25 protein-coding genes and 1 pseudogene are annotated in these 24,965 nt (G+C 40.4%); 10 read left to right on the plus strand and 16 right to left on the minus strand.

Annotated features, from left to right (window positions below; all coding sequences use genetic code 11):
- Nucleotide 1 precedes the first annotated feature (1 nt).
- A complete protein-coding gene (gene nikA / locus AC5SLP_RS10510) occupies nucleotides 2-1,594 on the minus strand; it encodes a nickel ABC transporter substrate-binding protein (RefSeq protein ID WP_495255102.1) in 1,593 nt (530 codons plus the stop codon).
- A 410-nt stretch (nucleotides 1,595-2,004) separates the two neighbouring features.
- Between nikA and AC5SLP_RS10515 the strand changes: the two genes are divergently transcribed.
- The gene (locus tag AC5SLP_RS10515; RefSeq protein ID WP_495255103.1) at nucleotides 2,005-3,195 is read left to right on the plus strand and encodes an EAL domain-containing protein; all 1,191 of its coding nucleotides are present in this window, start codon (nucleotides 2,005-2,007) and stop codon (nucleotides 3,193-3,195) included.
- Between the two features lie 39 nt (nucleotides 3,196-3,234).
- Here AC5SLP_RS10515 and AC5SLP_RS10520 read toward each other — a convergent pair whose 3' ends face one another.
- The 6 genes and pseudogenes from AC5SLP_RS10520 to AC5SLP_RS10545 form a co-directional block, all read right to left on the minus strand.
- Nucleotides 3,235-4,761, minus strand: coding sequence for a PAS domain-containing sensor histidine kinase (locus AC5SLP_RS10520; protein ID WP_495255104.1), 1,527 nt, complete (start codon nucleotides 4,759-4,761; stop codon nucleotides 3,235-3,237).
- On the minus strand, nucleotides 4,751-6,442 hold the full coding sequence (locus tag AC5SLP_RS10525; protein WP_495255105.1) for a PAS domain-containing sensor histidine kinase: 1,692 nt from the start codon (nucleotides 6,440-6,442) through the stop codon (nucleotides 4,751-4,753). The genes AC5SLP_RS10520 and AC5SLP_RS10525 overlap by 11 nt, the downstream gene beginning before the upstream one ends.
- Nucleotides 6,443-6,451: 9 nt before the next feature.
- Nucleotides 6,452-6,820, minus strand: a complete 369-nt coding sequence (locus tag AC5SLP_RS10530; protein WP_495255106.1) for a response regulator — start codon at nucleotides 6,818-6,820, stop codon at nucleotides 6,452-6,454.
- A 2-nt stretch (nucleotides 6,821-6,822) separates the two neighbouring features.
- Nucleotides 6,823-7,248, minus strand: a complete 426-nt coding sequence (locus AC5SLP_RS10535) for a CZB domain-containing protein (protein ID WP_495255155.1) — start codon at nucleotides 7,246-7,248, stop codon at nucleotides 6,823-6,825.
- 3 nt (nucleotides 7,249-7,251) lie between these two features.
- A pseudogene (locus AC5SLP_RS10540) lies at nucleotides 7,252-8,145 on the minus strand (methyl-accepting chemotaxis protein); the annotation flags it as partial.
- Between the two features lie 158 nt (nucleotides 8,146-8,303).
- Nucleotides 8,304-8,771, minus strand: coding sequence for a NifB/NifX family molybdenum-iron cluster-binding protein (locus tag AC5SLP_RS10545; RefSeq protein ID WP_495255107.1), 468 nt, complete (start codon nucleotides 8,769-8,771; stop codon nucleotides 8,304-8,306).
- Between the two features lie 119 nt (nucleotides 8,772-8,890).
- Between AC5SLP_RS10545 and AC5SLP_RS10550 the strand changes: the two genes are divergently transcribed.
- On the plus strand, nucleotides 8,891-9,475 hold the full coding sequence (locus AC5SLP_RS10550) for a DUF134 domain-containing protein (RefSeq protein ID WP_495255108.1): 585 nt from the start codon (nucleotides 8,891-8,893) through the stop codon (nucleotides 9,473-9,475).
- A gap of 50 nt (nucleotides 9,476-9,525) precedes the next feature.
- Here AC5SLP_RS10550 and AC5SLP_RS10555 read toward each other — a convergent pair whose 3' ends face one another.
- Complete coding sequence (locus AC5SLP_RS10555) at nucleotides 9,526-10,293, minus strand: undecaprenyl-diphosphate phosphatase (RefSeq protein ID WP_495255109.1); 768 nt, start codon at nucleotides 10,291-10,293, stop codon at nucleotides 9,526-9,528.
- 74 nt (nucleotides 10,294-10,367) lie between these two features.
- Nucleotides 10,368-11,114: a hypothetical protein gene (locus AC5SLP_RS10560; protein WP_495255110.1), complete on the minus strand. Its 747-nt coding sequence runs from the start codon at nucleotides 11,112-11,114 to the stop codon at nucleotides 10,368-10,370.
- A gap of 120 nt (nucleotides 11,115-11,234) precedes the next feature.
- Between AC5SLP_RS10560 and AC5SLP_RS10565 the strand changes: the two genes are divergently transcribed.
- From AC5SLP_RS10565 to AC5SLP_RS10575, 3 genes are all read left to right on the plus strand, one after another.
- On the plus strand, nucleotides 11,235-11,807 hold the full coding sequence (locus AC5SLP_RS10565; RefSeq protein WP_495255111.1) for a flavin reductase family protein: 573 nt from the start codon (nucleotides 11,235-11,237) through the stop codon (nucleotides 11,805-11,807).
- Between the two features lie 162 nt (nucleotides 11,808-11,969).
- Nucleotides 11,970-13,289 (plus strand): double-cubane-cluster-containing anaerobic reductase, encoded by a 1,320-nt coding sequence (locus AC5SLP_RS10570; protein ID WP_495255112.1) that lies wholly within the window; start codon nucleotides 11,970-11,972, stop codon nucleotides 13,287-13,289.
- Nucleotides 13,290-13,300: 11 nt separating this feature from the next.
- The gene (locus AC5SLP_RS10575) at nucleotides 13,301-14,047 is read left to right on the plus strand and encodes an acyl-CoA dehydratase activase (protein ID WP_495255113.1); all 747 of its coding nucleotides are present in this window, start codon (nucleotides 13,301-13,303) and stop codon (nucleotides 14,045-14,047) included.
- Between the two features lie 75 nt (nucleotides 14,048-14,122).
- Here the strand turns inward: AC5SLP_RS10575 and AC5SLP_RS10580 are convergent, their stop codons facing one another.
- The 7 genes from AC5SLP_RS10580 to AC5SLP_RS10610 form a co-directional block, all read right to left on the minus strand.
- On the minus strand, nucleotides 14,123-14,587 hold the full coding sequence (locus AC5SLP_RS10580) for a hypothetical protein (RefSeq protein ID WP_495255114.1): 465 nt from the start codon (nucleotides 14,585-14,587) through the stop codon (nucleotides 14,123-14,125).
- Between the two features lie 10 nt (nucleotides 14,588-14,597).
- Nucleotides 14,598-15,110 (minus strand): cytochrome b, encoded by a 513-nt coding sequence (locus AC5SLP_RS10585; RefSeq protein WP_495255115.1) that lies wholly within the window; start codon nucleotides 15,108-15,110, stop codon nucleotides 14,598-14,600.
- 9 nt (nucleotides 15,111-15,119) lie between these two features.
- Nucleotides 15,120-15,557: a hypothetical protein gene (locus AC5SLP_RS10590; RefSeq protein WP_495255116.1), complete on the minus strand. Its 438-nt coding sequence runs from the start codon at nucleotides 15,555-15,557 to the stop codon at nucleotides 15,120-15,122.
- Between the two features lie 88 nt (nucleotides 15,558-15,645).
- Nucleotides 15,646-16,866 carry an ATP-binding protein gene (locus tag AC5SLP_RS10595; protein WP_495255117.1) on the minus strand — a complete coding sequence of 407 codons (1,221 nt, stop codon included), beginning with the start codon at nucleotides 16,864-16,866 and terminating at the stop codon, nucleotides 15,646-15,648.
- On the minus strand, nucleotides 16,856-17,515 hold the full coding sequence (locus AC5SLP_RS10600; RefSeq protein ID WP_495255118.1) for a response regulator transcription factor: 660 nt from the start codon (nucleotides 17,513-17,515) through the stop codon (nucleotides 16,856-16,858). The genes AC5SLP_RS10595 and AC5SLP_RS10600 overlap by 11 nt, the downstream gene beginning before the upstream one ends.
- Before the next feature lie 23 nt (nucleotides 17,516-17,538).
- Nucleotides 17,539-18,648 carry a nickel/cobalt efflux transporter gene (locus tag AC5SLP_RS10605; RefSeq protein ID WP_495255119.1) on the minus strand — a complete coding sequence of 370 codons (1,110 nt, stop codon included), beginning with the start codon at nucleotides 18,646-18,648 and terminating at the stop codon, nucleotides 17,539-17,541.
- Between the two features lie 8 nt (nucleotides 18,649-18,656).
- Entirely contained in the window at nucleotides 18,657-18,926 is a 270-nt protein-coding gene (locus tag AC5SLP_RS10610; protein ID WP_495255120.1) for a metal-sensing transcriptional repressor, read from the minus strand.
- Nucleotides 18,927-19,013: 87 nt separating this feature from the next.
- Here AC5SLP_RS10610 and AC5SLP_RS10615 point away from each other — a divergent pair, with 87 nt between their 5' ends.
- The 5 genes from AC5SLP_RS10615 to aspA (AC5SLP_RS10635) all read left to right on the plus strand — a co-directional run bounded on the left by AC5SLP_RS10615 (nucleotide 19,014) and on the right by aspA (AC5SLP_RS10635) (nucleotide 24,891).
- On the plus strand, nucleotides 19,014-19,643 hold the full coding sequence (locus tag AC5SLP_RS10615) for a phosphorylase family protein (protein ID WP_495255121.1): 630 nt from the start codon (nucleotides 19,014-19,016) through the stop codon (nucleotides 19,641-19,643).
- Nucleotides 19,633-20,901: an SPL family radical SAM protein gene (locus AC5SLP_RS10620; protein ID WP_495255122.1), complete on the plus strand. Its 1,269-nt coding sequence runs from the start codon at nucleotides 19,633-19,635 to the stop codon at nucleotides 20,899-20,901. The genes AC5SLP_RS10615 and AC5SLP_RS10620 overlap by 11 nt, the downstream gene beginning before the upstream one ends.
- Nucleotides 20,902-21,005: 104 nt before the next feature.
- Nucleotides 21,006-21,662: an SDR family NAD(P)-dependent oxidoreductase gene (locus tag AC5SLP_RS10625; protein ID WP_495255123.1), complete on the plus strand. Its 657-nt coding sequence runs from the start codon at nucleotides 21,006-21,008 to the stop codon at nucleotides 21,660-21,662.
- Nucleotides 21,663-21,741: 79 nt separating this feature from the next.
- Nucleotides 21,742-23,172, plus strand: coding sequence for an aspartate ammonia-lyase (aspA, locus tag AC5SLP_RS10630; RefSeq protein WP_495255124.1), 1,431 nt, complete (start codon nucleotides 21,742-21,744; stop codon nucleotides 23,170-23,172).
- A gap of 288 nt (nucleotides 23,173-23,460) precedes the next feature.
- Nucleotides 23,461-24,891, plus strand: a complete 1,431-nt coding sequence (gene aspA / locus AC5SLP_RS10635; protein WP_495255125.1) for an aspartate ammonia-lyase — start codon at nucleotides 23,461-23,463, stop codon at nucleotides 24,889-24,891.
- Nucleotides 24,892-24,965: the final 74 nt, after the last annotated feature.

Here is a 24,965-nt window from a genome sequence, read left to right on the forward strand (position 1 = left end):
TTTATTCAAAATACATCTTTTCAAAGGCAATTTCATACTGCGAAGGATTAAAAATAACCCCTTTAAGATGTGGTGTAAACACCGCTTTGGTACGTGAATAACTCAGCGGAATATAGACATTTTCATCGTGGATATAGTGGAGTAACTGTGCATAAAGCGCTTGCCGTTTTGTAATATCTGGTTCAATAAGTATTGCTTGAATGCTCTCATCGACCCAAGTCTTGCGTTCCAAACCTAATTGCGCTTGGTAATCACCATGTGCCGCCATACGCCAAGAAGAGATGTAAGACTGTGGATCGTAAGGGCTTCCCCATGAAAGCGCGTATTGGAGGTCAAAATCACCGCTTTTTTGTCGATCCAGAAAGGACTGTTTTTCTTCTCCAATGATTTTAAGCTCTACGCCAATCTCTTTGAAATTGCTTTGTATGTATTCACTAATTGTTTTCTCTTGCGCATTTTTCGCATTGAAATAAAGGCGCAAGCAAAGTGGCACGCCCTCTTTGCTGCGGAAATTTGTTGCATCATCCATCTTCCAGCCTGCTTCATCCAATAGGGCTTTTGCTTGCGCTAAATCAAACAGTTTTGGCTGAAGTCCAACATTACAGTAAGGCGTTGTGGGGGAGAAAAGCGTGTGTGCTATTGTTTCAGAGTGATTTAAAATACCCTCTATAATCGCATTTTTATTGACAGCATGTTGCAAAGCTTCACGTACGTTTGCATCATGCGTAATCGGTTGTTTTGTATTGATTAAAATAGCTCTTGAAGCTGTAGGCTGACTCAAAAGCGTTGTGTATTTACCTTCTTTTTGAAGCACTTCAAAAGCATTCAAGTCAATCATATCGCCATCAGCACCAAAAATGAGATCAATCTCGCCTTTTTGAAGCGCCAATAAAATCGTCTGATGATCGGGCATGACACGCCATTTTATACTCTGTAATTTTGGCTTTTCACCCCAGTAATGAGGATTGCGAACAAATAGCGCCATGGCATTCTTTTCATGTTTCTCCAAAATCCAAGGACCCGTACCAATATAACCATTGACGCCATTCTTTGTACTACCTTCTCTAAAACAGCTTGAAGCGATAAAACGAAAAGGTCTTGTCATCGAAAGCTCCAATAATGTCGGATAATACGCGTTTTTGAGACTTAATTTGTAAGTGTATTCATCAACAACTTCACTGCCATTGATTTCATTGACCAGCTCTAACCACGCATGCCTTGAACGATTTTCTAAAACAGCGTCAATGTTTTGTTTCACAACAGTGGCATTAAACGCAGAACCATCACTAAATTTCACACCTTTGCGCAGATGAAAAAGATAAGTTTTCCCACCATCACGAATCTCCCAACTCTCAGCCAACCATGGCTTAACGCCTTCTGACGTATTGATAACCAAGGATTCAAAAACCATATTTTGAGCAGACATTTCACCCCCATAGAGGTGAGGGTTGATATTGCGTATATCTTTAGTACTCGCATAGACCAATTCGTTTTTACCATCAAATACACTTTTTGGCTTACTTTGGCAACCTATAAAAAACAGGGCAATAGCGATTAAAACTATCTTGATAGCCGTTCTAAAAGAGAGATTCATACAACTCCAATTCATAATATTAATATTTATTTAGTATTATTATAACACACTAATTTTATTTTAGTATTAAATAAGCGCTCAATTATCAAATCTCATTCAGGTATAGTGGCGTTAAATTTTCTCTTTGATGCTTTTAAAAGCAATATTACATGTCATAAAAACTTTCTTACAATAGATGAAATACTTCGTTACGTTACCAATACAGATACGCATTTACTAGCAAGTTTTACGCTCCTATCGAGCCTGACATCTTTTATTTCGTTAAGAAAAACTTGCCATTTCTTTATAAACCGTAGAGGTAATTCCTTATAAACCACTCAATTTAAGAAGAAAAATCTGCCTATTTTTTAATCAACTGGAAAAAAATGCGCATGTTATAATGTTCCCTCAGACCAAGAAAAGGCATTATTGTGGTTTCAAAATTGATTAATGAAAATAGTATCTGCATCTATTTTCAACCGATTGTTTCTATTCGAAGTGCTAAAGTCATTGGGCTTGAAGCGCTGATGCGCGCACATGATGAAAACAACGAACCACTTTCACCCATTTTCGTCTTTGACCAAGCTAAAAAAGAAAATCTCTCGTTTGAACTTGACAAATATGTACGCACGCTTGCGCTTATTGCATTTAAACCCTTACTCGAAAAGAACAGTGAGCTTCTCTTATTTCTTAATTTTGAATCGCATCTTTTAGATAGCATGATTAGCTTTAACGATTTTGCTTTTTGCGCTTTAGCGAACGATATTGGTATTCCGCCTTCACACATTGTGATTGAGATTAAAGAGTATCAGATCCAAAACAGTGAACGTCTCAAGCAATTTTGCGATTTTTATAAGCAACGTGGTTTTCTAATTGCCTTGGATGATTTTGGTGCAGGCAATGCCAATTTTGACCGTATTTCAACCGTACTGCCGCATGTCGTCAAAGTGGATCGTTCCATCGTCTATAACGTCCATCTGAATTTTATTCATAAAGAGATTTTAAAATCCATCGCCAATATGTGCTTTAACATTGGAGCGCTTGTCTTAGCAGAAGGGGTGGAAGAAGAAGAGGAGATATTGCGTTCATTGAAGCTTGACATTGACCTCTTTCAAGGATTTTGGTTTGCGCGACCTAGCGGAACACCTTATGATAAGGCACTCTTAGATGAGAAAATTATTCTTATTGGTGAGAAGCACACCCAAAATGTCAGAGCCTCTATGCAACACAAAGAGTTTCTTATTCAAAGTGCCAAGGCGTACACATACACGATTATTGAAACGATTAAAACCTCTAAAGATGTCGATTTATCGGAGTTTTTAAAAGAGTTTGATCCTTTGGAAGCTATTTATTGTATTGATGCGAACACAGGCATTCAAGAAGGAAAAACATACATCAGTGCCGATACCAATGAGTTTTTTCAACCCGCGCGCGATGGGGACAATCATGCGCTCAAAGAGTACTTTTATATCACCAAAGAATCCAAACGGGGTAATTACCTCAGCCAAAAATACATTTCCCGTGCGTCAGGGCGTATGTGCCGCACGTTTGCACAAAAATTTGTTTTAAATAACGAAGAAAAAATCTTGTGTTTAGACCTTAAAGTGCAAACACTTTCTTAAGATGCTTTGGTAATTCAAGTGCAGAATTCATCAAGAGTGTTACTTTGGAAATTCTAAAATAAAGCGTGCACCAATTTTTTTATCTTCATAGCTAATATTTTCCACGCGAATCAATCCATTAAAACTCTGTTTCATAATCATCGAACAGATGTAAAGACCTATACCGCTGCCTTGCAATTGTCCTTTTGTCGTAAAATAAGGCTCAAAAATACGCTCCATTAACGCCTCATCGATACCGCCGGCATTATCTTCAATACACAGCTCCACACGTTGGGGGCTATTCCACACAAAAATACAAATCTGCTTTGTATCTAATGTTTTGGATGCAAACGCATCTTTGGCATTGGAAATCAGATTTAAAATGACTTGTTGCAGTTCACTGCTTAAGCCATGGACTTTGACAGAATGGTCGATATTTAAAGAGAGTTGGATACCTTCAAGTGCCAATTGCGCTGAAATAATATGGGTCGCATAGGAAATCGTTTCATGGAGATAAAAGCTTTTTTTCTCTTTATTTGGTTTATAAAAATTCATAAAATCATCAATGGTCTGACTCATCTGCTCGGTAATCATTTGTATGTTTTGCAAAGAGTCACTGAGATGGTTTACATGTAAAGAGCCGAGTTCATGTTTGAGTTTTAAATCAAGCGTTGTGAGGTTAATGACATTAAGAGGTTGTCGCCATTGATGGGCAATATGTCCGATGAGCTCACCCATCGCCGCCAGTTTATTTTGCTGAACCAGCATCGCTTCTTGCTCTTTTTGGACACGCCTTGCATCTATCATCGGTGTAATATCAAAAATCGTAGTGATTTTATAAGGTCCGCCAATAATATTGCGTAAAATACCGACGGAAGCATACACAAAAATCCGTGTGCCGTCTTTGCGTACGATTTCCCATTCATTGCTAAATTCATGCAACGCGCCTGCCATAAAATCGTGGTGTAACGATTGCATGTGTTGCTTATTTTCAGGCGGAACGACTAGCGTACACGATTTGCCAATCAATTCTGCTTCCGAGTACCCATAAATCTTACAACACGTTGGGTTCAAAGCAACAAAACGTCCTTCTTTGTCAATCAAACAGATACCAAGATTGGCCGTTTCAAAGATTTGTTCATAAAACGCTTCGCTCTCGTCCGCATCGCTCTGTTCGTGAAACATTCGGTTTTTTACCTCTTCAAATACCAAACTGTTTTCAATAGATTTTTGAGCATTGATGTCCCAAAAAATGACAACGTATCCTTCTTTAACGTTCTCTCTCATAAGGGGATTGGCTCTGACGTAAACATGGACAAAACGCCCCTCTTTGGTAAGAAAAACCTCTTCGCCCTCATACGGCATATTTTGTAAAAACGCTTTATACAAAGAGCATTGAAGCAGTCCTTGGTTTCCATGATGCGCATGAAAAATAAAGTGACCTATTTGCCCTAAAAGCTCTTCTTCGCTATAGCCTAGAATGGATTGAGCCGATGGATTAAAATGGGTTATTTTGCCATCGCTATCAAATGCGTACATTCCCTCACGCATCGTGTTATATAAGGTGTCTAAAAAATTAGAACTCATGATGTTCTTCTTTGCTCAGTGGAAATCGTACCGCAAACACCGCGCCATTATGTTTATTAAACGCAACAATCTCGCCGCCATTTTGCAAAACAATTTGTTGAGCGATATTGAGTCCTATCCCGATACCAGAGCTCTCCTTGGTGCTTTCAAACGGTTCAAAAATTCGTGGCAATATCTTAGAATCGATGCCTCCAGCGTTGTCTTGAAAGCGAACGATTACATGCTCTTTTTCTTCAAAAACATCAATGTTTAAAGCGCGCTTTTCAAAAGAGTCAATTTTGACAAGCTCATCCAAGGCATTATTTAAAATAATAATCCACACTTGCTCAATACGTTGCTTTTGAAGATTACATGTAAAATGATAAGCTTGCTTAGAAGTCGTCAAAGAGAAAGGAACCTTATTAATGGTAATGGTGACCACTTGTTTGGAACGGTTGTACGATAAAATCAATGCGGAAATAACGCTTTCATAGACATTAACACGCTCTTTTTGCTCACGGCTCTTTTGGGATGCCTCTCGCATTGTCTCTATGATGCTTTCGATACGCTCAATACCTTCTTGAATCGTTTTCGTATCTTGGAGAATTAAATTTTTGCGAGGCGTTTCATTCATATAAAGCGCTATATCTTCTACCAACATCTCAAAGTTGCCTTTGATGTACGTCAAAGGCGTATTGATTTCATGCGTAATACCCGCTGCCATCTGTCCAATAGCGCTAAATTTGGCATTTCGAATCATCTCCTCTTGATAGAGCGCTTGAATTTTTAAATTTTTCTTAACCTCTTCGCTGATGCGATTTTGTAGATAAAGCTCTTGTTTTTCCGATTCGGTTATATCGATAATAACACCGATGAAACCGTCAAATTCACCCTCTTTCATAATGCTCTTTTTTTGAATCTCCAGCGTCATCTCTTTTCGCCCCAAATGGCTTGGTGTTGTGATTTTATAAACTTGAAGATTTCCGAAACGCATCTCTTCGTCTTTAGTCTGATAGATACGTGCCAGCGATTCTGGATAAAGCTCAAAAACCGTTTTTCCGATAATATCTTCTTTCTCCAATCCAAAAAAATTACAAAAAGCTCTACTGCATCCTATGTATTTAAAGTGGCGGTCTTTAATAAAAACGGGAACAGGAATGATGTCTAAGATAGCTTCTATATCGCGCAGTTGTTTTTGGTACTTGAGGTTGAGTTTTGCAATGGTATTACGTGATTTAACGCGCAATGAGATGTCTCGTACACTCCAAATTGTAAAATCCTCACCCTCATCGACAAATTTTCGACCAAAAAGCTCCGCCCAAAAAGTAAGGCGATTTTTTTTACGCAGACGGTATTCAAGGTTACACACATTTTCGCAATCACATCTTGTTAAATGCTCTTGCAACCATTTATCGTATCGCTTTTGTGCCGTAAAAAAGTGGTTCAGTGACAGACTAAAGACCTCTTCTTTCGTGTAACCAAGCAGTGTAGTAAAGGTTTCATTGACATCAATAATATTTTGATGCTTGTCGAGAATAATATACCCTAAATCAGCATTGTTAAAATAGAGTTTTGCTTTTTTGGCAAGCTTTTCCAACTCTTTTTTTTCAATAACCGCGCACTCTAAAATACGCCTATTTTGGCTTTTTAGTACATCTATTTCTTGCTCTAAATCAGCGATCTTAGCAAGTAAATCTTTCACACAGAACTCTTACTGAACCAATTCTAATATCTTCTCTTCTAACGCTTTCATAGAAGAAAATGGTTTCATAATATAGTGTGTTGCACCTTCTCGATGCGATTTTAAGACTTTATCCAACGTTGAATACGCTGTCATCATAATAATTTTAAGCTGAGGCGCTTTATCGTGAAGCGACTTTAAAACATCCAAGCCGTTCATTTGTGGCATCATGATATCAAGAAGAACCACGTCATAACTTTTATCAATGCGCGAAACTGCGTTGTGAGGGTTGTTAAAGAGTGTTACATCAAATCCCGATGAACGTTTAAGATATTTTTCAATCATATCCAAGATGTCTTGCTCATCGTCAATCACGGCTACTTTGATCACTTTACTCATGCTCATACCTTTATCGATTTATCAAAAAGATGCTCTTTTGCTTCAAGCATCAGGGTTTTTGCTTTTTCTTCTACCATAGCATCGAGTGTCACGAAGACATCGCCACTTGCATGTTCAATCTCTTTGACCATTGCTTCAATTTCTGCTTTAGAGCAGATGGCTTTATCTCCGCCACACTCTTTCGCCAAACGATTGGCAATCTCATGAACTTTCGCGTGAGGATTTTCAAGTTTACCATACGAAGGCGTGCTATGAAACTCCTCTTTACCAATGCCGTTTTCGTACCAATGTCCCAGACGACAGTCGTGGTGCGTTGAGGCTTTAAACTCATTTTTTTCGCCAAAAAGAAGTGCATAGACATTGTTTTTGTAAATAACATGGTCAATTTTTGCTAAAGAGGCAAATATTTTATCGCTTAAGTGGCTCACCTCAAATGTTGAGCGCGTTGCATTTTTTTCAAAAGAGACAATTTTTCTTTTTAAATCATCCGTATGTGTTTTTGTTGTCTGAGCAATTTTGCTGACTTCCATCGTACTTTGCTCGGTATCAGAAGATTCTTGTTGCATAGTTTGAACAACCATGGCTATCTCTTTGGTTGCTTTTTGAGTGCGTTCTGCTAAATTGCGTACTTCATCGGCAACAACGGCAAACCCTCGTCCGTGTTCCCCCGCGCGTGCGGCTTCAATCGCTGCATTCAACGCTAAAAGATTCGTTTGGTCGGCAATATCTTCGATAAGCTGAACCACGCTTGATATCTCTTTGCTTCTCTCTAAAAGCGATTTTGCGTTACCGACAACATCATTCATCAATACGCTAAGTTTATCCATCGCAGAGGAAGATTTACTTGCAAGGTCGAGTCCTTCTCTTGATTCAAGTGAGATTTGAGCAGACTCTTCTTTCATTATTTTGAGGTCTTCTAATATTTCGGAAAAAGTAGCTTGAGAGTTTTTAAGTGCGCCTGCAATTGAGTTTTGATGCATTGTAAGGATATTGCTATCTTTGGCATTGCGGACATCGGTTTTGATGATGCTATACGCTACCAAATCGGCATTTAAACGTTTTGACGATACCGCACCTTGGCATCCGTCCATGCTGATAGATTGATCGTTTTCATTCAAAGAAGAACCGAGTTTTACAGGGTCTTTAATGGTTGCTTTGGCTAAATCATTTTGCATGACAATCGTGCGCGATTTATCCACAACGACAATCATCTCTTCTTGCGAAAATTGTATCAAGGATTGAAGCAGTACATTTTCAGCTTTGAGTGCTTCTATCTCTTTTCTCAGGGTATAAAGCTCTTCAGGCTCTTTTTTTTGAAAAAACATCTCAAACCCCTTAAACACGTAATTTAAAATGATTATAATTTATAACTATAACATGATAATTACGGTTACATGTAAAGCAAATGCTTTTATTTTAAACATTTATGTCACAGAGTGTTACTTTTTCTCTATCTTACATGTAAATACCCCAATGAAAGCTTTTAAAGGTGAAAATGACTTCCTCGATGAGCCGTTTTTTTAGAGAGTGCATTTTCATTTCCATGGCGATGGCTATGTCCACAACATGAATGCTTTGCATGGGCTTTATTATGTTCATCTGCCTCCTCACCGAGAAGAGCCATATAATTTGTACTATTGACCTCTTCGAGTTCACCAGCTTTCATTTTTTCTAAAGCATCGTCTAGTTCAATACGTTCTTTCCCTGCAAAATAGACTTTAATGCCTGCATTTTGAAGCGCATGAAACGGCTTTTCTCCTAAATGGTTCGCGATAAGTATTGTCACGCCTAAGCCTTTTATCCAACGGGCTACTTTCATACCACCTTCAAATGTATTTTTATACGTGGTAATGTTTCCCACATCATCAATAATTGAAAAGAACTTCGCTTTCCCAAAAAGTGGTGATAAAACACCCTTTTCTTTATCGGTTTTAACAGCAGCAGCAATCATAATAAAACTCCTTAATTGGTCATATGTTCAAAATAATAGCACTTTAAATGAACATATGTCAAGTATATTCAACCAAAATATGCTAAGATACCTTAATAATTTATACACAAGGTATGCTAATGCCACGTCAGAAATGCAAACGATTGACCTCTTATCAGCCTATTGTCACCCGTTTTACTCCCAAGGGCAATGTGCAAGATGAACCTGTCACCTTGATACCTGAAGAGATTGAAGCGTTGTATTTGATGGATTTATTAGGGTTGTACCAAGAAGATGCCGCGGCAAAAATGGAAGTCTCGCGCCCGACATTTGCACGTATTATCAAAATGGCACGACAAAAAGTCGCTTTAGCACTTTTATGCGGGCATCAGCTTCACCTTGAAGTCAAAAGAGATCGTTATACCGTTGCCTTTTGCTGTGATGATAAAGCGCATTTTACGCATTTAAGCCCTAAAGGCAAATACATCTTTATCTTTACCGTTCAAGACCGACATATTGAAAATTCTCTTTGTATAGACAATCCTGTGTATTTTCAAGAAGCAAAACCACCCCTCTCATTAACCCCTATTTTTCAACAACACGGAGTTAATTTTTTCTTGACTTCTGCCTTAGGACAAGGGCTCAAAAATACACTCGCAACGGGGGGTATTCAGGTGATTATCAAAGAGAGTATCAGCGAAGAAGAAATTATCAAACTTTTTTAGAGACAAAGACAAACATGAACGCTGTCTTTGTCTCTCTCACGATAAGAAGCTTAATAAAACGCTAAGAGTACCAAACCAAACACAATGCGGTAAATACCAAACCCGACAAACGTAAAATTCTCTAAAAATTTCAAAAAGAGTTTGATAGTCGCATAGGCGACGATAAACGCAACCACAAATCCTACCACAAGGACTGTAAAATTGGCATCGGTAAAGAGTTCATGGCGATGTTTCACCAAATCGTATGCAGTAGTTGCGCACATAACGGGGAACGCAAGAAGAAATGAAAACTCTGCGCTGGCTTTGCGTGTCAGCCCTACCAACATCGCGCCGATAATGGTTGAGCCTGCTCTACTCGTACCAGGAATGAGGGCAAACACTTGGGCGACACCAATCCAAAGGGCTTGTTTATAACTCACTTTTTCCACATCGTCAATAAAATGCTCTTTGGGTTTGTAAAATTTTTCGACCACTAAAAAAATGATACCGCCGATAATAAACATCAACGCCACAATCTCGATGCTAAACATCGCTTTGACTTGCTTTGCAAATAAAAACCCTACCGCGCCTAAAGGGAAAAAAGCAACCGCTAGTTTCATCCATAAAGTAATTTTTTTGGGAGAAAATTTTTCTTTATAATTGAGCACAACGGCTAAAATCGCCGCAAACTGAATGATAATCTCATACGCCTTTACCACACTGTCTTGCTTGACACCCAGCCAATCACCTACGATAATCATATGCCCAGTAGAAGAGATAGGCAAAAATTCGGTAAAACCTTCCACGATTCCCATAATAACCGATTGCAAAATATCCACGAAAAATCCTACATGTAAAATAAATATGAGATTGTAGCATACTAGACGTTAGTCTTTACATGTAAAAAAATGGCTTAACTGCTTTGTTGAAGTAAGTTGCCCTTAAGTGTAGTGGTTAAAGATTTGATGTACTTTTTGTAGAGTTTTTTATCCAGTTCTTTATCTCCAAATGTTTTGTCCTCTTCGCTCTTATCCATCTCTTGCATTAAAGTATCAACCAAATCATTTTTCGTCTCATCTGTTGTAGCATTCGCTATTTCTTCATCGCTTGTAGGATTGGCTTCATGCTTTAAAAAATCGTAGATTTCATTCACATACTGGGAAAACTTACCCAGTCCATTTGCAAGTTCAGTGTTCGAGCTATAAATATCTTTGAATTTAGAAAGAACAGTGTTGAGTGCGTCCATATCATAGTTTACTGTGTCATTTTTAATATGTGAAACAGCGGGACCATATTCGATATCAAAAGAATAATTATCTTTTACAATACCCAAAATACTTTTGAGAATAGTTTCATCCGTACCTTCATCGAGCATTTTATCAGTGGTTTGGCTTACGGCATCTTTAACAACAGAAGAGGTGCTTTCGGGTAAGATAAAAACGGTAAGACTCGCACTGCTTGTGTCCATGGCTGCTTTAAGTTCGGGAACACTATCGACCACTTTTTTGAGGTAACTTCCTAAATCCGATGATGCTGTATCTTGAGCATAGTTTTCACCTGCTATCCCAATAAACAATGAATGTTCATTAAGAAATTCATTTGCAAATTTGTCATTTTGAAGATAAAGCGTATAATTCACGCCGCTTTCATGTACATACATTTTTCACCCCCCTAACGATACGTTTAAAAAGGCTGATTGCAAAGAGTTAAAAGCAAAAAACATACCGATAAACACTGATTTTCTATGCTAAAATTGCTTTTTACATGTAAAAGGAAAATCATGCTTTTAGACTTTTCAAAACTAGATGTCAATAGCATCTATAAACTCATCTCCAACACTGTCACGCCTCGCCCCATTGCGTGGATCAGCACCGAACATGAAGGCATCACCAACCTAGCTCCTTTTAGCTATTTTATACCGCTTTCTTCCAATCCTCCGATGCTCATTGTCTCCATCGGCAAAAAAGAAAATGGAAATCCTAAAGACACACTGGCGAACTTTTTAGCAGGCTCAAAAGTCACTATTAATTTTGTCTCCAAAGAGCTCAAAGAGGTGATGAGTCAAAGCGCTCAAGCACTTGATTACGAGCAGAGTGAATTTAAAACGTTTGGAATTGAAGGGGAGAAAATCATCGCAGAGTATCCCATGATGGTTCACAAAACTAAAGCCGCACTCTTTTGCAGTTTTGTTAAAACCATGCCCATAAAAGGCAGTGAAACCACGCCGTGTTTACTGCTAGTAGAGCATGCTTATTATGCCGATGACGTCATCGATGAAGCGTTACATGTAACACTGGAAAATGTTGGACGTGTGGGTGGAAAATTTCTTATAAACGGAGAAATTATCTCTTAATTTGGTAAAGTATAATTTACCAAATTTTAATCTTGAGTGCTATACAATACATTAATTGCTGTTAGTCTAAGGCTTAGACATACATGAAGTAGCACTCTTTTTTCTGCTTACCGCTTTACATGTAAACCCACACAGCACTACATTTTCATACAAGGAAACAAAATGGGTGTTGAACTCCATAAAGATTTACTCGAAAGTATTGGTGTTGATGTTGAACGTCACGCAAAAATGATGGGCATGGGACTTGCAGGGTATCAAGCAGGTTTTATGAGCCAACCCAATCGTCCCAAAGCGATGGCGTATTTTGACTGGTTTATGAGTGAAATCCAAGCCGAACGCATTGCTGAGATTAACGCACTTAAAGCACAAAAAAAACCTGCCGTGGGGACGTTTTGTATCTTCGTTCCCGAAGAAATTGTTGTCGGTGCAGGCGGAGCGTGTTTTGGACTCTGTGGCGGGGCCAATCCTCCTATTGCAGACGCGGAAAGCGAACTGCCTCGCAACATCTGCCCGCTCATCAAATCCGCTTATGGCTTCAAACTCCAACACACCTGTGCGTACACCCAATCCGCTGATTTTATCTACGGTGAAACCACTTGTGAAGCGAAGAAAAAAACATGGGAACTTTTGGGCAAACACCACCCTGTGCATGTGATGAATATTCCTCACATGAAACGCGAACGTGACCTAAAAATGTGGCAAGAGGAGATTAAAGAGTTTAAAGAGCACATCGAAGAAGTAGCGGAGAAAAAGCTCAGCCTTGCCGAGATGCTTGAAGGCGTTAAAGTCATCAACGCTAAACGCGACGCGATGAAACGTCTTGATACGCTTCGTGGTATGCACCCAGACGTTATGCCTATTAGCGGTAAAGACGCGCTTTTCATCAGCCAAATGAGCTTTTTAGATGACCCAAAACGCTTTACAGAAAAAGTGAATGAGCTCTGCGATGAACTGGATGAGCGCATCAAAGAAAAAGTGAGCGTTTTTCCTGAAAATACGCCTCGTATCATGGTTTTAGGTACTCCAATTGCTCCTCCAAACTGGAAACTTCACACCGCCGTTGAGGGCTCAGGGGCGTGCATCATCAATGAAGAAGGTTGCATCGGTCATCGTTACTTTAAAGACAATGTGGACATCGAAGGCGTTCAGAGCGAAGATGAACTTTACGAACGCTTGATGAAACGCTACTCTAAAATCGACTGTGCCTGCTTCACGCCAAATCAAGGTAGAACCGATAAAATCGTGCAAATGTACAAAGATAGAAAAGCTGATGGTGTGATTTATTACACGCTCTCTTTCTGCCACACCTACAATGTCGAATCACACCTTGTGACCGAAGCCTTAGCGAAAGAAGGCATCCCGTGCCTCGTCATTGAGTCGGACTACTCACCGGAAGATGCAGGACAGATCAAAACCCGTGTGGAGGCCTTTTTGGAGAGCATTACGTTTAAACAAAAAGCGCAAGCGTTCCAGTCAAAATAATGTTTTGGGGCGTGGATATAGGCTCAACCTATACAAAAATCATCGGTATCGGAAAAGAGAAGGAGATCACCCATCATGCGGTGATCCCAACCATTTTTAATCAAGATGTCATCGTGGGCGAGTATTTGGCGGACAAAGAGGTTAAGATGCTCGTCGCCACGGGCTACGGACGGCATATGCTAGCAGATTCACATGGAGCTCCTGTCATCAGTGAAATCAAAGCGCATGCCAAAGGGGCATACTTTTTTCACAATGAGGTCAAAACCGTCATCGACTTAGGCGGACAAGACAGCAAAGTCATCAAAATGGGCGATGATGGTGGCTTTACCGACTTTCGTATGAACGACAAATGTGCGGCTGGTACGGGCAAATTTTTAGAGATCGCCGCCAATCGCTTAGGCTTGGAGATGGAAGCCTTTGCCAAAGCTGGGTTTGCGTACGACAAGGAACTGACCATTTCAAGCATGTGCGCCGTTTTTGCAGAATCCGAGGTCATCTCGCTCATCGCCAAAAAAGAGAAGCTAGCAAATATTTGCTATGGCGTGCATGAATCCATCGCCTCTCGTTTGGCATCCATGGCTAAAAAATTTGTCGTGAAAGAAGATGACTGCATCGTCTTCACGGGTGGTGGCGCACTCAATCCTTTCTTGCACCATATGCTTGAACTTAAACTTGAGCGTAAAATCATCATTCCAAATCATCCCCAACTCATCGGCGCCGTCGGTGCGGCACTTTCGGGATTTGAGGTGATGCAGTAGTTTTTACATGTAAGTTCACATGTGTAGTAAAAATGCATCCAATCAAAGAGAGAATAGACTCTCTTTGATAAGAGATTACTTCATCACGTATTTGACGTTATCTTTAGACGCCATATGGCACGAAAGACAGCTATTGCCTAGCTCTTTCGCACCTTCATAAGCTTTGATCCAATCTTTTTGCTGTGTTGCTTTTTCAATAACAGCAACATCTTCGTCCATCTTTTTATCGTAATAGACCAACATCGCTTTAAATCCCTCTTGGTCCTCTTTATCCATAATCACCCATGGCTTTTGTTTGGGAGCAGGATGGGTACGGATAAAATAGATTCCTCGATCAACCAGCAGCTTATTCATGCTGATGACACCGTTTTGAATACTCTCATACGCCATACCCATTCCGCTCATGAGTTGCGCGTAAGTAATGTCTTCTTTTTGCATGCTTGCGACCAAATCATCGGCTGTCTTTTCCTCTGCAACCAAACTAGTGCATGCAATAGCAGTACCTAATATCAAAGTTCCTAAAAAATTATATTTACGCATCTATACTCCTTTAAAACCACATGCGTTTTATAATGTTGCTCTGATGACTTAGCGTATAAGAAAACACTCCTACAATATGCATCACAACTAAAAAGAGAAGCACTTTGGTTAAAAAACCATGCACGACTCCCACGCCAAAATCGTGAAAACTACTGTATAACTCTTTTTCTACTCCAAAAAAAATCATCTGACCTAAAGAAGCACTTTGCGCCAACATAAGGCCGCTTATTCCAACAGCAAGAATAACCGCGTAAATCGCTATATGATTGGCGTGCATGAGCTTAGCGCGCAATGGACTCATCAGCAATACTTCGGGCTTTGGCGATTTAATGATGACAAAAATGCGCACCACGCTTACTAGCGTCGCAACGATGCCTAAAATCATATGTATTTTCAAAGAACCAAGTTTTTCAACCGTATTGGGGATATCGGATAAAACGAACGTACCCGTCACCAAAAGAAATGCAAGCAATCCCCCACTAAGCCAATGGAGGAAGATGGAGCGTGATGTATAGCGTGTCATAACGGCTCCTTAAATCGCAAGCTTGTCGGCTAACGATTTACGTTGAGCTTCTGTGAGGATACTTAAGATTTTTTCGATACTCTTGGCTTGAGTATCAATCATCTCTTTGGACAAAGACGTTCTGTTTTTGATAAAATGCTCTTTGTCAAAACTGCCGTCTTTATGAATCACCTCTACCGATGCTTTTTCAGCCGATGCATCAAAGTGCTGATCGCGCATCTCAAACATCACTTTTCGAATTTCACTCCATTGCGTTTTGGATAAGTCCATGCTAGAGAGCGTCATCATAATGTCTCGCATACTGTTACCGTTAAAAGACATGGGTTGCGAAAAAGGCATTCTGTTTTGCTTACTATCGCAATTCCACCCTTGCACTCCTCCAAAAGCATACAGAGAGCTTGATGCTACCATAACCGTTAAACCAAGTGTGATAAGTTTTGCTTTCATCGTTAATCCTTTTTTTGATATATGATGAAAGTATAAAAGATGAAGGTAACCTCTTTCCCAAGCGAAGGTAAATGAAGGTAAATAGCGTTTAGATTTGGATACTTAAAGCGAGACGGTGATTTTCATAATGATAACGCAAAGTGTACCCGTGCAATTCAATAATATTTTTAACAATAAATAACCCAAAACCATATCCGCTTGTACTTCGATGATTTTTTGAGCGCTCTATTTTCCAATCACGAATAGGAGCAGAAATATCTAGGGGTAAAGGCTCACCTTCATTCACAAACGTTATAGCCGTCTGTGAGCATTCAATAAAAACATGATGATTGGGCGAATAACGCAAAGCATTGTCCATGAGGTTTTTAAAACAAATCTGCCATAATGCGCCATCGCCTTGTATCAAACAGGTTTCACAACTTTGATGAACATCTATCGTTTCATCTTTCTTTACATGTAAGGTTTTTATAGCGTGATTTAAGACGGTTACAACAGAGTGTTCCTCGCATGAGACCTCCCCTTTATAGGCGATGAGTTCTTCGAGCATGCGGAAGGTATCGAGTTGCGAATTAATGGTTTCAAACACCTTTTTGATATCTGCATGACTTTGTGTTGAGGGTACATTTTTCAGGTAAAACATCCCTTTTGCAAGTGGTGTTTTAAGCTCATGCATCAATATTTTATTGAACATCTCTCTGGTTTGCACCAAGTAATGAATATAATCAATCGCATGATTGTAGGAATGCTCGATTTGTTGTAACTCTTTATAGGAAGAATGAATGGACAATTTTGAAAAATCACCCTGTTGAAGCTCTTTAAGTTTTTGCCCCATCTCTAAAATTGGATGCAACAGTCTTTGTGAAACAACCAACAAAATGCTTTGGATGCCAAGGAGAGCTAAAAAAATGGTATGAATGAGGCTAAGGGTATAATCCTCTTCTTTATCTTCAAGGTAAATCTCTCCGATAGGGTTATACACGTGTAAAATGTGTTTTCCGTTCTCCTCAAAAATCGTAAACCCTTTGATATCGTCGCCTCTGTGCTCTTGTATCTTGGCTTTGGTGCTAAGCGCTTGCGTAAACAAAGTTACATGATACTCTTGCAGCTCTTTGTTCGTTAAAGGATACGACTGAAACAAAAAAGGTTGTAATGAACTTGCGATACTAAAGTAACGTGCCATGGCGTGCTCATTTTGCAAATGTGTTTGGCGCAGATAAAAATAGCCCCACAATCCAAGAATAACGACAAAAGATACAACAAATAGCAAGCGAATTTGCCCTAAAAGTGAGCGTTTGATATTATTCAACAAGACGATACCCCCTTCCTCGCAATGCGACGATGTGTTCTTTCGAAGAATATGGCTTTACTTTAGCACGAATCTTACTGATAATCATCTCCAAACTTTTTCCTTCCATCGAAGAGATGGCAGGAGCATCGTAGAGCAACTGCTCTTTTGAGATAACATGGCCGTTTTGTTTTACCAATTGCGAAGCGACTTCAAATTCCGCTTCGGTCAGCAGCAAAGGATGCTCTAAAAAAATGACGTCATGGGCTTGTGCGTCAATCATAAAAGCCCTTTTCTGCTTTTCGTTGCTAAATGCATTGACACGGCGAAGCAAACTACTAATGCGTGCGTAAAGCTCATCTGGGTCATACGGTTTTGGTAGATAATCGTCCGCGCCGATTTGAAGCCCCATGACTTTGTCGGCAGTGCTGTTTCGAGCCGAAGAGATGATGATAGGGATTTGACTCTTTTTTCTTAGCTCTCTGCACACCTCCAAACCGTCCATCCCTGGTAAGCCTAAATCTAAAAGAATAAGGCTGTACGGCTCAAGTGGCGTAACAAGAGCTAAAAAAGGATCATTACACATATCAACATGTAAGCTTCGTTGAGCCAAAAAAGCCTGAATCAAACATGCAAACTCTTCATCGTCTTCAATGAGCAAAAGACGCTTCATTTTTCATCCTTTTGAAATATCTCCTAACCTAAATGCGACAATCCCTCATATCCGATATACAGACCAATTAAAACAATAATCGCACTGGAAAAATAAGGCGCTTTTCTCACGATATCGCCAAAACCGCTAAATCGCTTTGACATGTAACGAATACTTAGCGCTGCAATAACGCCCGTAAGCACCAACGTGAGTGCCAACCCGATACTAAAGCCTAACACCAATACGGCACCCATCGTCACTTTTTTGAGATGAAGGCACAACAGTAAGACCGTGATGGTTGCAGGACATGGAATAAGTCCACCTGTCAATCCAAAAAGAAGAATTTGAAAGTTCGTGACTTCTTGATTGGCAAAGCGTTTGCGAATATCATTGGCGTGGGCAAGTTCGTGCGCGTCTTGGTAGCCAGGTGCCGTGATATCAAGACCGACAAGCTCCTCATGAACGTGTTCGTGATGGTGTTCGACAAACTCAACGTCGTAGTGTTCGCTCTCACCCTCGTGCGTGAAAAAAAGGCGAGCGATAAATTCATGCGGCTCGGGGATTGCTTCCAAAGACTCTAAACCATCACCGTGACGGGCAAACGAAAAGGATTGAACGCTTCCATCTTTGCGCTCGGTTTGAAGAATGATTTTATCGTGCGCCAAAGAAGATTGCACATCACTTTTGATGTAAAATTTCGGTGGCTGGTTCTCTTCAAAAATCGACAGTTCGATAACACCCACTTGCGTCTCTATCGTGAAGATTTCATCGTGATGGTGATGATGGTCGTCATGGCAATGATTTAAGCATGCGTGTTGGTCTTTATAGGTTTGGCGTATCATCCACGCGGCAATGGCTAAGATAATGATGGAAGAGGCAATTTGCAAATAAGGCTCGATGGCGCCGTCGCTGTACTGTGCTCCAAAATAAAGACCTGCTAACGCGATGATCCAAACAATCGCCGTATGCGAAATCGTAGCTGCAACGCCAAGCATCGCGGCTTGCCAGACGCTTCCTCGAATCGCGATAATAAAAGAAGCCATCATCGTCTTGGAATGTCCTGGCTCAAGCCCATGCAAAGCGCCTAAAACGATGGCACTCGGCAGTAAAATCCAGAGGTTTGCACCCTCACTAATCAAAGAAGTAATATCCATATTTTTCTCTAGAGGTATTTTGTAATGAGTTTAAATTCGTTGAGAATCTCTTTGGAACTCAAACTCCCCTCACCCACGGCTCCATCTAAACAATGATCGATATGATCGTGAATGAGTAATTTTTTAGCGTTATTGACAGCCTTTTCGACGGCATGCAGTTGTTGTGCGATATCGGTACACGAACGCTCACTTTCAAGCATCGCGATGACGCTATGCAGATGCCCGTGGGCGCGTTTGAGCCGTTTGACAACCTCGTCGTGTGAAGTATGTTGTGACATTTTATATCCTATACTAGGGGATAGGATAATTATAGCAATTTTTTCAAAGATTGTCTATAATGACCACATAAAAATAAAGGTTTATCCGTGCGTACCATTTCTATTCTTATTCATACTGCCCTTGTCGCCGAAGCCAAGCCCATCGTTGGGTACTTTGGGCTTACATGTACAGCCAAGCAACCGTACAACCTGTATGAAAACGAAAACGTCGCGCTTATCGTCTCAGGTATGGGAAGTGAAAACACACAAGCGGCACTTACGTATGCATTGAGCCTTTATGAGCCCGAAGTTGCCATCAATGTGGGCATCGCAGGATGCACGGATGCGACTATCGCTAAAGGCACATTCTTTTGCACTTCACATAAAAATCTAGGTATTCCTTTTGCAACACTTTCAAGCCATAAAAATCCTATTGAAAAAGGCATGCGCCGAAGTCCAAACGAAACACTTTCGCTCCGTCGGGACGAAAAAGCGGAGCGTTTCGGGGCTCCCGTCGTGAGCAACCGTGTCGAGTGCGCGACTTACAGCGATTCCTCCATAAAAACGACACTGGTCGATATGGAAGCGAAAGCCTTTTTAGATGCCATTCCAAACACCATTGAAAGGTACGTCTTTAAGGTCGTCTCTGATTATTGCGATGGGAGCATTCCAAGCAAAAGTGATGTGGGAAACTGGATAAACAAAAGTTTAAAATTATGGGGAAAATATGTTAGATGATAGACAAGCGCATTTTGAAAAAGCCTGTGAAAATACGGCATTTGAAAAATTACATGTAAAAACGCAAACGTTCTTACGGAACAAGGCCAATACCTATCGTTTGAGTTTTTCTGAAATTCAAAATTGCATCATTATCGCCATTGATTTACAAATGTGGAATGAAGATATTGCCATGCTCTGGGAAGATAAAGAACATAAAAAAGAGACACTGACGCACCTTCAAAACCATTACGAAGCATTAAAAACCAACCTGAAACGCTACCCTCAAACGCCGATAGATTTTCAAAAAGAGAGCTTCAAGGTCGTAGAAGTCAAAAAAGAGAGTTTGGGTCTTGGCAGTTGTCCTGTGGCTTCGCCTAAAACACGTTGTTGCAACTTAATGACCTTGGACGCTGTGGAGAGTTGTGGATTTGACTGCTCGTACTGTTCGATTCAGAGCTTTTACAAAAACAACACCATCACATTTGACAAAACATTCGCGCAAAAACTAGAACGTCTAGAACTTGACCCCACAAAAACGTATCACATCGGCACAGGTCAATCATCGGATTCACTGATGTGGGGCAACCGCGTGGGTGTTTTAGAAGCGCTTTTTGCTTTTGCTCGCAAACACCCTAACGTGATTGTAGAACTCAAAAGCAAGTCTGATAATATCGCTTATCTTTTGGAAAACAACGTACCCAAAAATGTTATCTGTACATGGTCACTCAATCCGCAGGTCATCATCGACAATGAAGAAAAGCGTGCCGCAAGCTTGAAAGCGCGCATCCAAAGTGCTAGAGCTTTGGCAGATAAAGGCGTGCTCGTTGGATTTCATTTTCACCCTATTGTTTTATTTGAAGGCTGGCAAGAAGCCTACACTGCTATCGCTCATGAACTGACGAACCTTTTTACATGCAAAGAGGTCGCGCTCGTTTCCATGGGAACGCTCACGTTCATCAAGCCTGTTCTAAAAAAAATCCGCTTAAGAGCGCAGAACAGTAAAATTCTGCAAATGCCGCTTGTCGATGCTAACGGCAAATACTCCTACCCTCTTTCACTCAAAGAAGAGATGTTTAGCACACTCTACCAAGCTTTTAAGCCTTGGCACAAGGATGTCTTTTTTTATTTATGCATGGAAGATGAGAGTTTGTGGCAAAAGGTTTTCGGGCATGAGTATACTGATAATGAAGCTTTTGAGGAAGCGATGTTAAAGACATATAGCGATAAAATAAATAATCGTCAGCTTTCGAAACAAACCTTTTCTCAACAAGGTTGAGACACGATGGGAACCCTAAAACACATATGCTTTTTATCCCATCGGCTCAAAGTGTTTCATTCAGGTTTTTTCTTCGCGACGATTGCACAATGATAAGGAAAACAATGAAAACAGTGTTAATGAGCGGTGGTAGTAGCGGCATTGGTAAAGCGATTAAAAACACGCTTACATGTAAAGGCTATGAGGTGTTTAATATCGGGCGAAACGAAGCAGACATACTCTGTGACCTACGAGATGGTGAGAAGCTTGAAACTGTCGTTAAGTCGTGGCTTAAAACCCATGAAGTCGATGTACTTATCAACTGCGCAGGTATTGGATTGTTTGACCCCCATGAAACACTAAGCGTTGCTAAAATCAAAAACCTGATAGATGTTAATTTGAGTGCGCCTATCATGCTCTCAAGCCTTTGCTTGCGCTCATTACAAACACAAAGTGGTCATATCATCAATATTACGTCCATCGAGGCTACCCGCCATGCAAAATACTCGGCTTTGTATACCGCTACCAAAAGTGGATTACGTGATTTTGGGCACTGCCTTTTTGAGGAAGTGCGTAAAAGTGGTGTAAAAGTCACCTCTATCAATCCCGATATGACCCAAACACCTTTTTTCAACAACTTACATTTTGCTCCAAGTGACGATGAAAATACCCATTTACTGCCTGAAACCATTGCACAAAGTATCTTAGATGTATTACAAATCAAGGGTGTTGTGACTGATTTGACTATCCGACCTCAAAAAGTGGGCATTGCAAAAAAGTAATCTTTACATGTAAAGATTTTACAATGCGCTCATGTTATAATGAGACGCGAAAGTGAATTTACAATCACAAGGAGAATGTGTGTCTACTAGAATCGAACACGATCTAATCGGCGACAAAGAAATTTCAAACGAATGTTATTATGGTGTTCAAACCGCGCGTGCGGCAGAGAACTTTCACATCACGGGGGTTACCCTTTCCAACTTTCCAACCTTTATCACCTCTTTAGCCAACGTTAAAAAAGCAGCAGCCCTTGCCAATTATGAACTTAATTTACTCTCTGAACCAAAGAAAAATGCCATTGTTGAAGCATGCGACCTGATTATATCAGGCAAATTCCACGACCAGTTCGTGGTCGATATGATTCAAGGCGGAGCGGGAACATCTACCAATATGAATGCCAACGAAGTCATTGCCAACATCGGCTTGGAACTGATGGGACACCAAAAAGGTGAGTACAAATTTCTCCATCCAAACAACGATGTCAATCTCTCTCAATCCACAAATGACGCCTACCCTACCGCGCTTCGCATTGCTTTATTTGAGAAACTGGGCGAACTTGGTGAGTCTATGGCGATTATCAAAAAGTCATTTGCTAAAAAAGCCAGCGAGTTTAAAGATGTCATTAAAATGGGTCGCACCCAACTGCAAGACGCTGTTCCTATGACATTGGAGCAAGAATTTAGAACCTATGCCATTATGATAGGCGAAGATATCGAGCGTGTGCATGAAGCCAAACAGTTGGTTCGTGAAATCAATATGGGCGCAACGGCGATTGGTACAGGTATTAACGCGCACCCTGATTATGCCAAAACGGTTGAAGCCAAACTCCAAGAAGTGACGGGACGCCCTTTTATCACCGCAAGCGACCTTATTGAAGCAACCCAAGACACGGGGGCGTACGTGCAAGTATCGGGTGTGCTTAAACGCGTTGCCACCAAAATGTCAAAAATCTGCAACGATTTACGTCTTCTAAGCTCTGGTCCTCGTACCGGTTTTGGCGAAATCAACCTTCCAGCGATGCAACCGGGCAGCTCCATCATGCCGGGAAAAGTCAATCCCGTTATCCCAGAAGTGGTGAATCAAGTCTGCTTCCAAGTCATTGGTTCAGATATCACCGTGACCATGGCGTGTGAAGGCGGTCAGCTTCAACTCAATGTGTTTGAACCTGTCATCGCGTTTAACCTTTTTAATTCTATCAATATGATGAAAAATGCGTTTGAAACGTTGGCATATAGTTGCGTCGATGGCATCACAGCCAATACGGAACGTTGTAAATCGCTTGTTTTAAACAGTATCGGTTTGGTCACGGCGCTTAATCCTTATTTAGGCTATGAAAACTCCACAATGGTCGCCAAAGAAGCACTCGCAACAGGTGGTTCTGTGTATGACATCGTTTTGGAAAAAGGTTTGTTGGCTAAAGAAGAACTCGATGAGATTATCAAGCCAGAAAACATGATTCAACCCCGAAATTTTGGTCTTTCAGAAAAAGACAAATTCGTTAAACTCTAACGTATTTTTTAGACGTGCTCACAGCAAAGCTTCAAGCTCTTCGCTAGCGCTGGGTTTCCTTCGACAGGAAGCCCGCGCACCTCCGGTGCTTTTTATCCTAAATTATCCTAAAAAGCAATTAAGGCATCTTCCTCTTCTTTTTTACATGTAAGCTTTTATCTGCATATTTTTTAGATATTAAAATTAATTAGCATCTTTCAAATATTTTTTAAAAAAATGCCGAAAAGTCATTTTCAAGTCTCTTTAGAGGTTTAAACTTCCATCACCTTTAAATCTTAAGGAGACAAAATGTCTACTAGAATCGAACATGACCTTATCGGTGATAAAGAAATTTCAAACGAATGTTATTATGGTGTTCAAACCGCACGTGCGGCTGAGAACTTTCACATTACAGGTGTTACTTTAAAAAGTTTCCCTACTTTTATTATCTCTTTGGCAAAAGTTAAAAAAGCAGCCGCTTTGGCAAACTTTGAACTAGAACTTTTGGCAGAGAACAAGAAAAACGCTATCTGTGAAGCGTGCGACGAGATCATTGCAGGTAGATACCACGACCAATTCGTGGTAGATATGATCCAAGGCGGAGCGGGTACTTCAACCAATATGAATGCCAACGAAGTCATTGCGAATATCGGCTTAGAGCTGATGGGACACCAAAAAGGCGAGTATAAATTCCTACACCCAAACAACGATGTAAACCTCTCTCAATCAACAAACGACGCCTACCCAACAGCTCTAAGAATCGCACTTTATGAAAAACTTGGAGAACTTAACGAATCTATGGTCATCATTAAAGACTCTTTTGCAAAAAAAGCAACAGAATTTAAAGATGTTATCAAAATGGGTAGAACCCAATTGCAAGACGCTGTTCCTATGACATTGGAGCAAGAATTTAGAACGTATGCCGTTATGATTGGTGAAGACGTTCAACGTGTAAGCGAAGCAAGACAATTGGTTCGTGAAATCAACATGGGTGCCACAGCGATTGGTACAGGTATCAACGCGCATCCTGATTATGCAAAAACGGTTGAAGCTAAACTTCAAGAAGTGACAGGTCGCCCTTTTGTAACAGCAGGTGACTTAGTTGAAGCAACCCAAGATACAGGTGCTTATGTACAAATCTCTGGTGTTCTTAAACGCGTTGCAACCAAAATGTCAAAAATTTGTAACGACCTTCGCTTACTTAGCTCTGGCCCTCGTACAGGCTTTGGCGAAATCAACCTTCCAGCAATGCAACCAGGTAGCTCCATTATGCCGGGTAAAGTCAATCCTGTTATCCCAGAAGTAGTAAACCAAGTTTGTTTCCAAGTCATTGGTTCAGACATCACAGTTACTATGGCATGTGAAGGCGGTCAGCTTCAACTAAACGTATTTGAACCGGTTATCGCGTTTAACATTTTCAACTCTATCAACATGATGAAAAATGCATTTGAGACGTTGGCTTACACCTGCGTTGATGGAATTACTGCAAATCCTGAGAGATGTAAAGCATTGGTACTTAATAGTATCGGTCTTGTAACAGCACTTAACCCATTTATCGGATATGAAAACTCAACCAAAGTGGCTAAAGAAGCACTTGATAGTGGTGGTTCTGTTTATGACATCGTTTTGGAAAAAGGACTTCTCAAAAAAGAAGAACTTGATGACATTATCAAACCAGAAAATATGATTAAACCTCGTAACTTTGGTCTTTCAGAGAAAGATAAATTCGAAAAACGCTAACAACGATTTGGGGCAGAAATGCCCCAACGTTAGGTTTCTTTGATGGTTCTTTTAAACCATGAAAGAAACCTATT

The sequence above is a fragment of the Sulfurospirillum sp. E15m genome (assembly GCF_059415145.1).

Bases quoted from the DNA above. Each gene is read 5' to 3' on its own strand.
- nikA (WP_495255102.1), bottom strand. From the start codon at position 1,594: ATGAATCTCTCTTTTAGAACGGCTATCAAGATAGTTTTAATCGCTATT.
- AC5SLP_RS10520 (WP_495255104.1), bottom strand. From the start codon at position 4,761: ATGAGTTCTAATTTTTTAGACACCTTATATAACACGATGCGTGAGGGA.
- AC5SLP_RS10530 (WP_495255106.1), bottom strand. From the start codon at position 6,820: ATGAGTAAAGTGATCAAAGTAGCCGTGATTGACGATGAGCAAGACATC.
- AC5SLP_RS10545 (WP_495255107.1), bottom strand. From the start codon at position 8,771: ATGATTGCTGCTGCTGTTAAAACCGATAAAGAAAAGGGTGTTTTATCA.
- AC5SLP_RS10550 (WP_495255108.1), top strand. From the start codon at position 8,891: ATGCCACGTCAGAAATGCAAACGATTGACCTCTTATCAGCCTATTGTC.
- AC5SLP_RS10560 (WP_495255110.1), bottom strand. From the start codon at position 11,114: ATGTATGTACATGAAAGCGGCGTGAATTATACGCTTTATCTTCAAAAT.
- AC5SLP_RS10565 (WP_495255111.1), top strand. From the start codon at position 11,235: ATGCTTTTAGACTTTTCAAAACTAGATGTCAATAGCATCTATAAACTC.
- AC5SLP_RS10570 (WP_495255112.1), top strand. From the start codon at position 11,970: ATGGGTGTTGAACTCCATAAAGATTTACTCGAAAGTATTGGTGTTGAT.
- AC5SLP_RS10580 (WP_495255114.1), bottom strand. From the start codon at position 14,587: ATGCGTAAATATAATTTTTTAGGAACTTTGATATTAGGTACTGCTATT.
- AC5SLP_RS10585 (WP_495255115.1), bottom strand. From the start codon at position 15,110: ATGACACGCTATACATCACGCTCCATCTTCCTCCATTGGCTTAGTGGG.
- AC5SLP_RS10590 (WP_495255116.1), bottom strand. From the start codon at position 15,557: ATGAAAGCAAAACTTATCACACTTGGTTTAACGGTTATGGTAGCATCA.
- AC5SLP_RS10600 (WP_495255118.1), bottom strand. From the start codon at position 17,515: ATGAAGCGTCTTTTGCTCATTGAAGACGATGAAGAGTTTGCATGTTTG.
- AC5SLP_RS10605 (WP_495255119.1), bottom strand. From the start codon at position 18,648: ATGGATATTACTTCTTTGATTAGTGAGGGTGCAAACCTCTGGATTTTA.
- AC5SLP_RS10610 (WP_495255120.1), bottom strand. From the start codon at position 18,926: ATGTCACAACATACTTCACACGACGAGGTTGTCAAACGGCTCAAACGC.
- AC5SLP_RS10620 (WP_495255122.1), top strand. From the start codon at position 19,633: ATGTTAGATGATAGACAAGCGCATTTTGAAAAAGCCTGTGAAAATACG.
- AC5SLP_RS10625 (WP_495255123.1), top strand. From the start codon at position 21,006: ATGAAAACAGTGTTAATGAGCGGTGGTAGTAGCGGCATTGGTAAAGCG.
- aspA (WP_495255125.1), top strand. From the start codon at position 23,461: ATGTCTACTAGAATCGAACATGACCTTATCGGTGATAAAGAAATTTCA.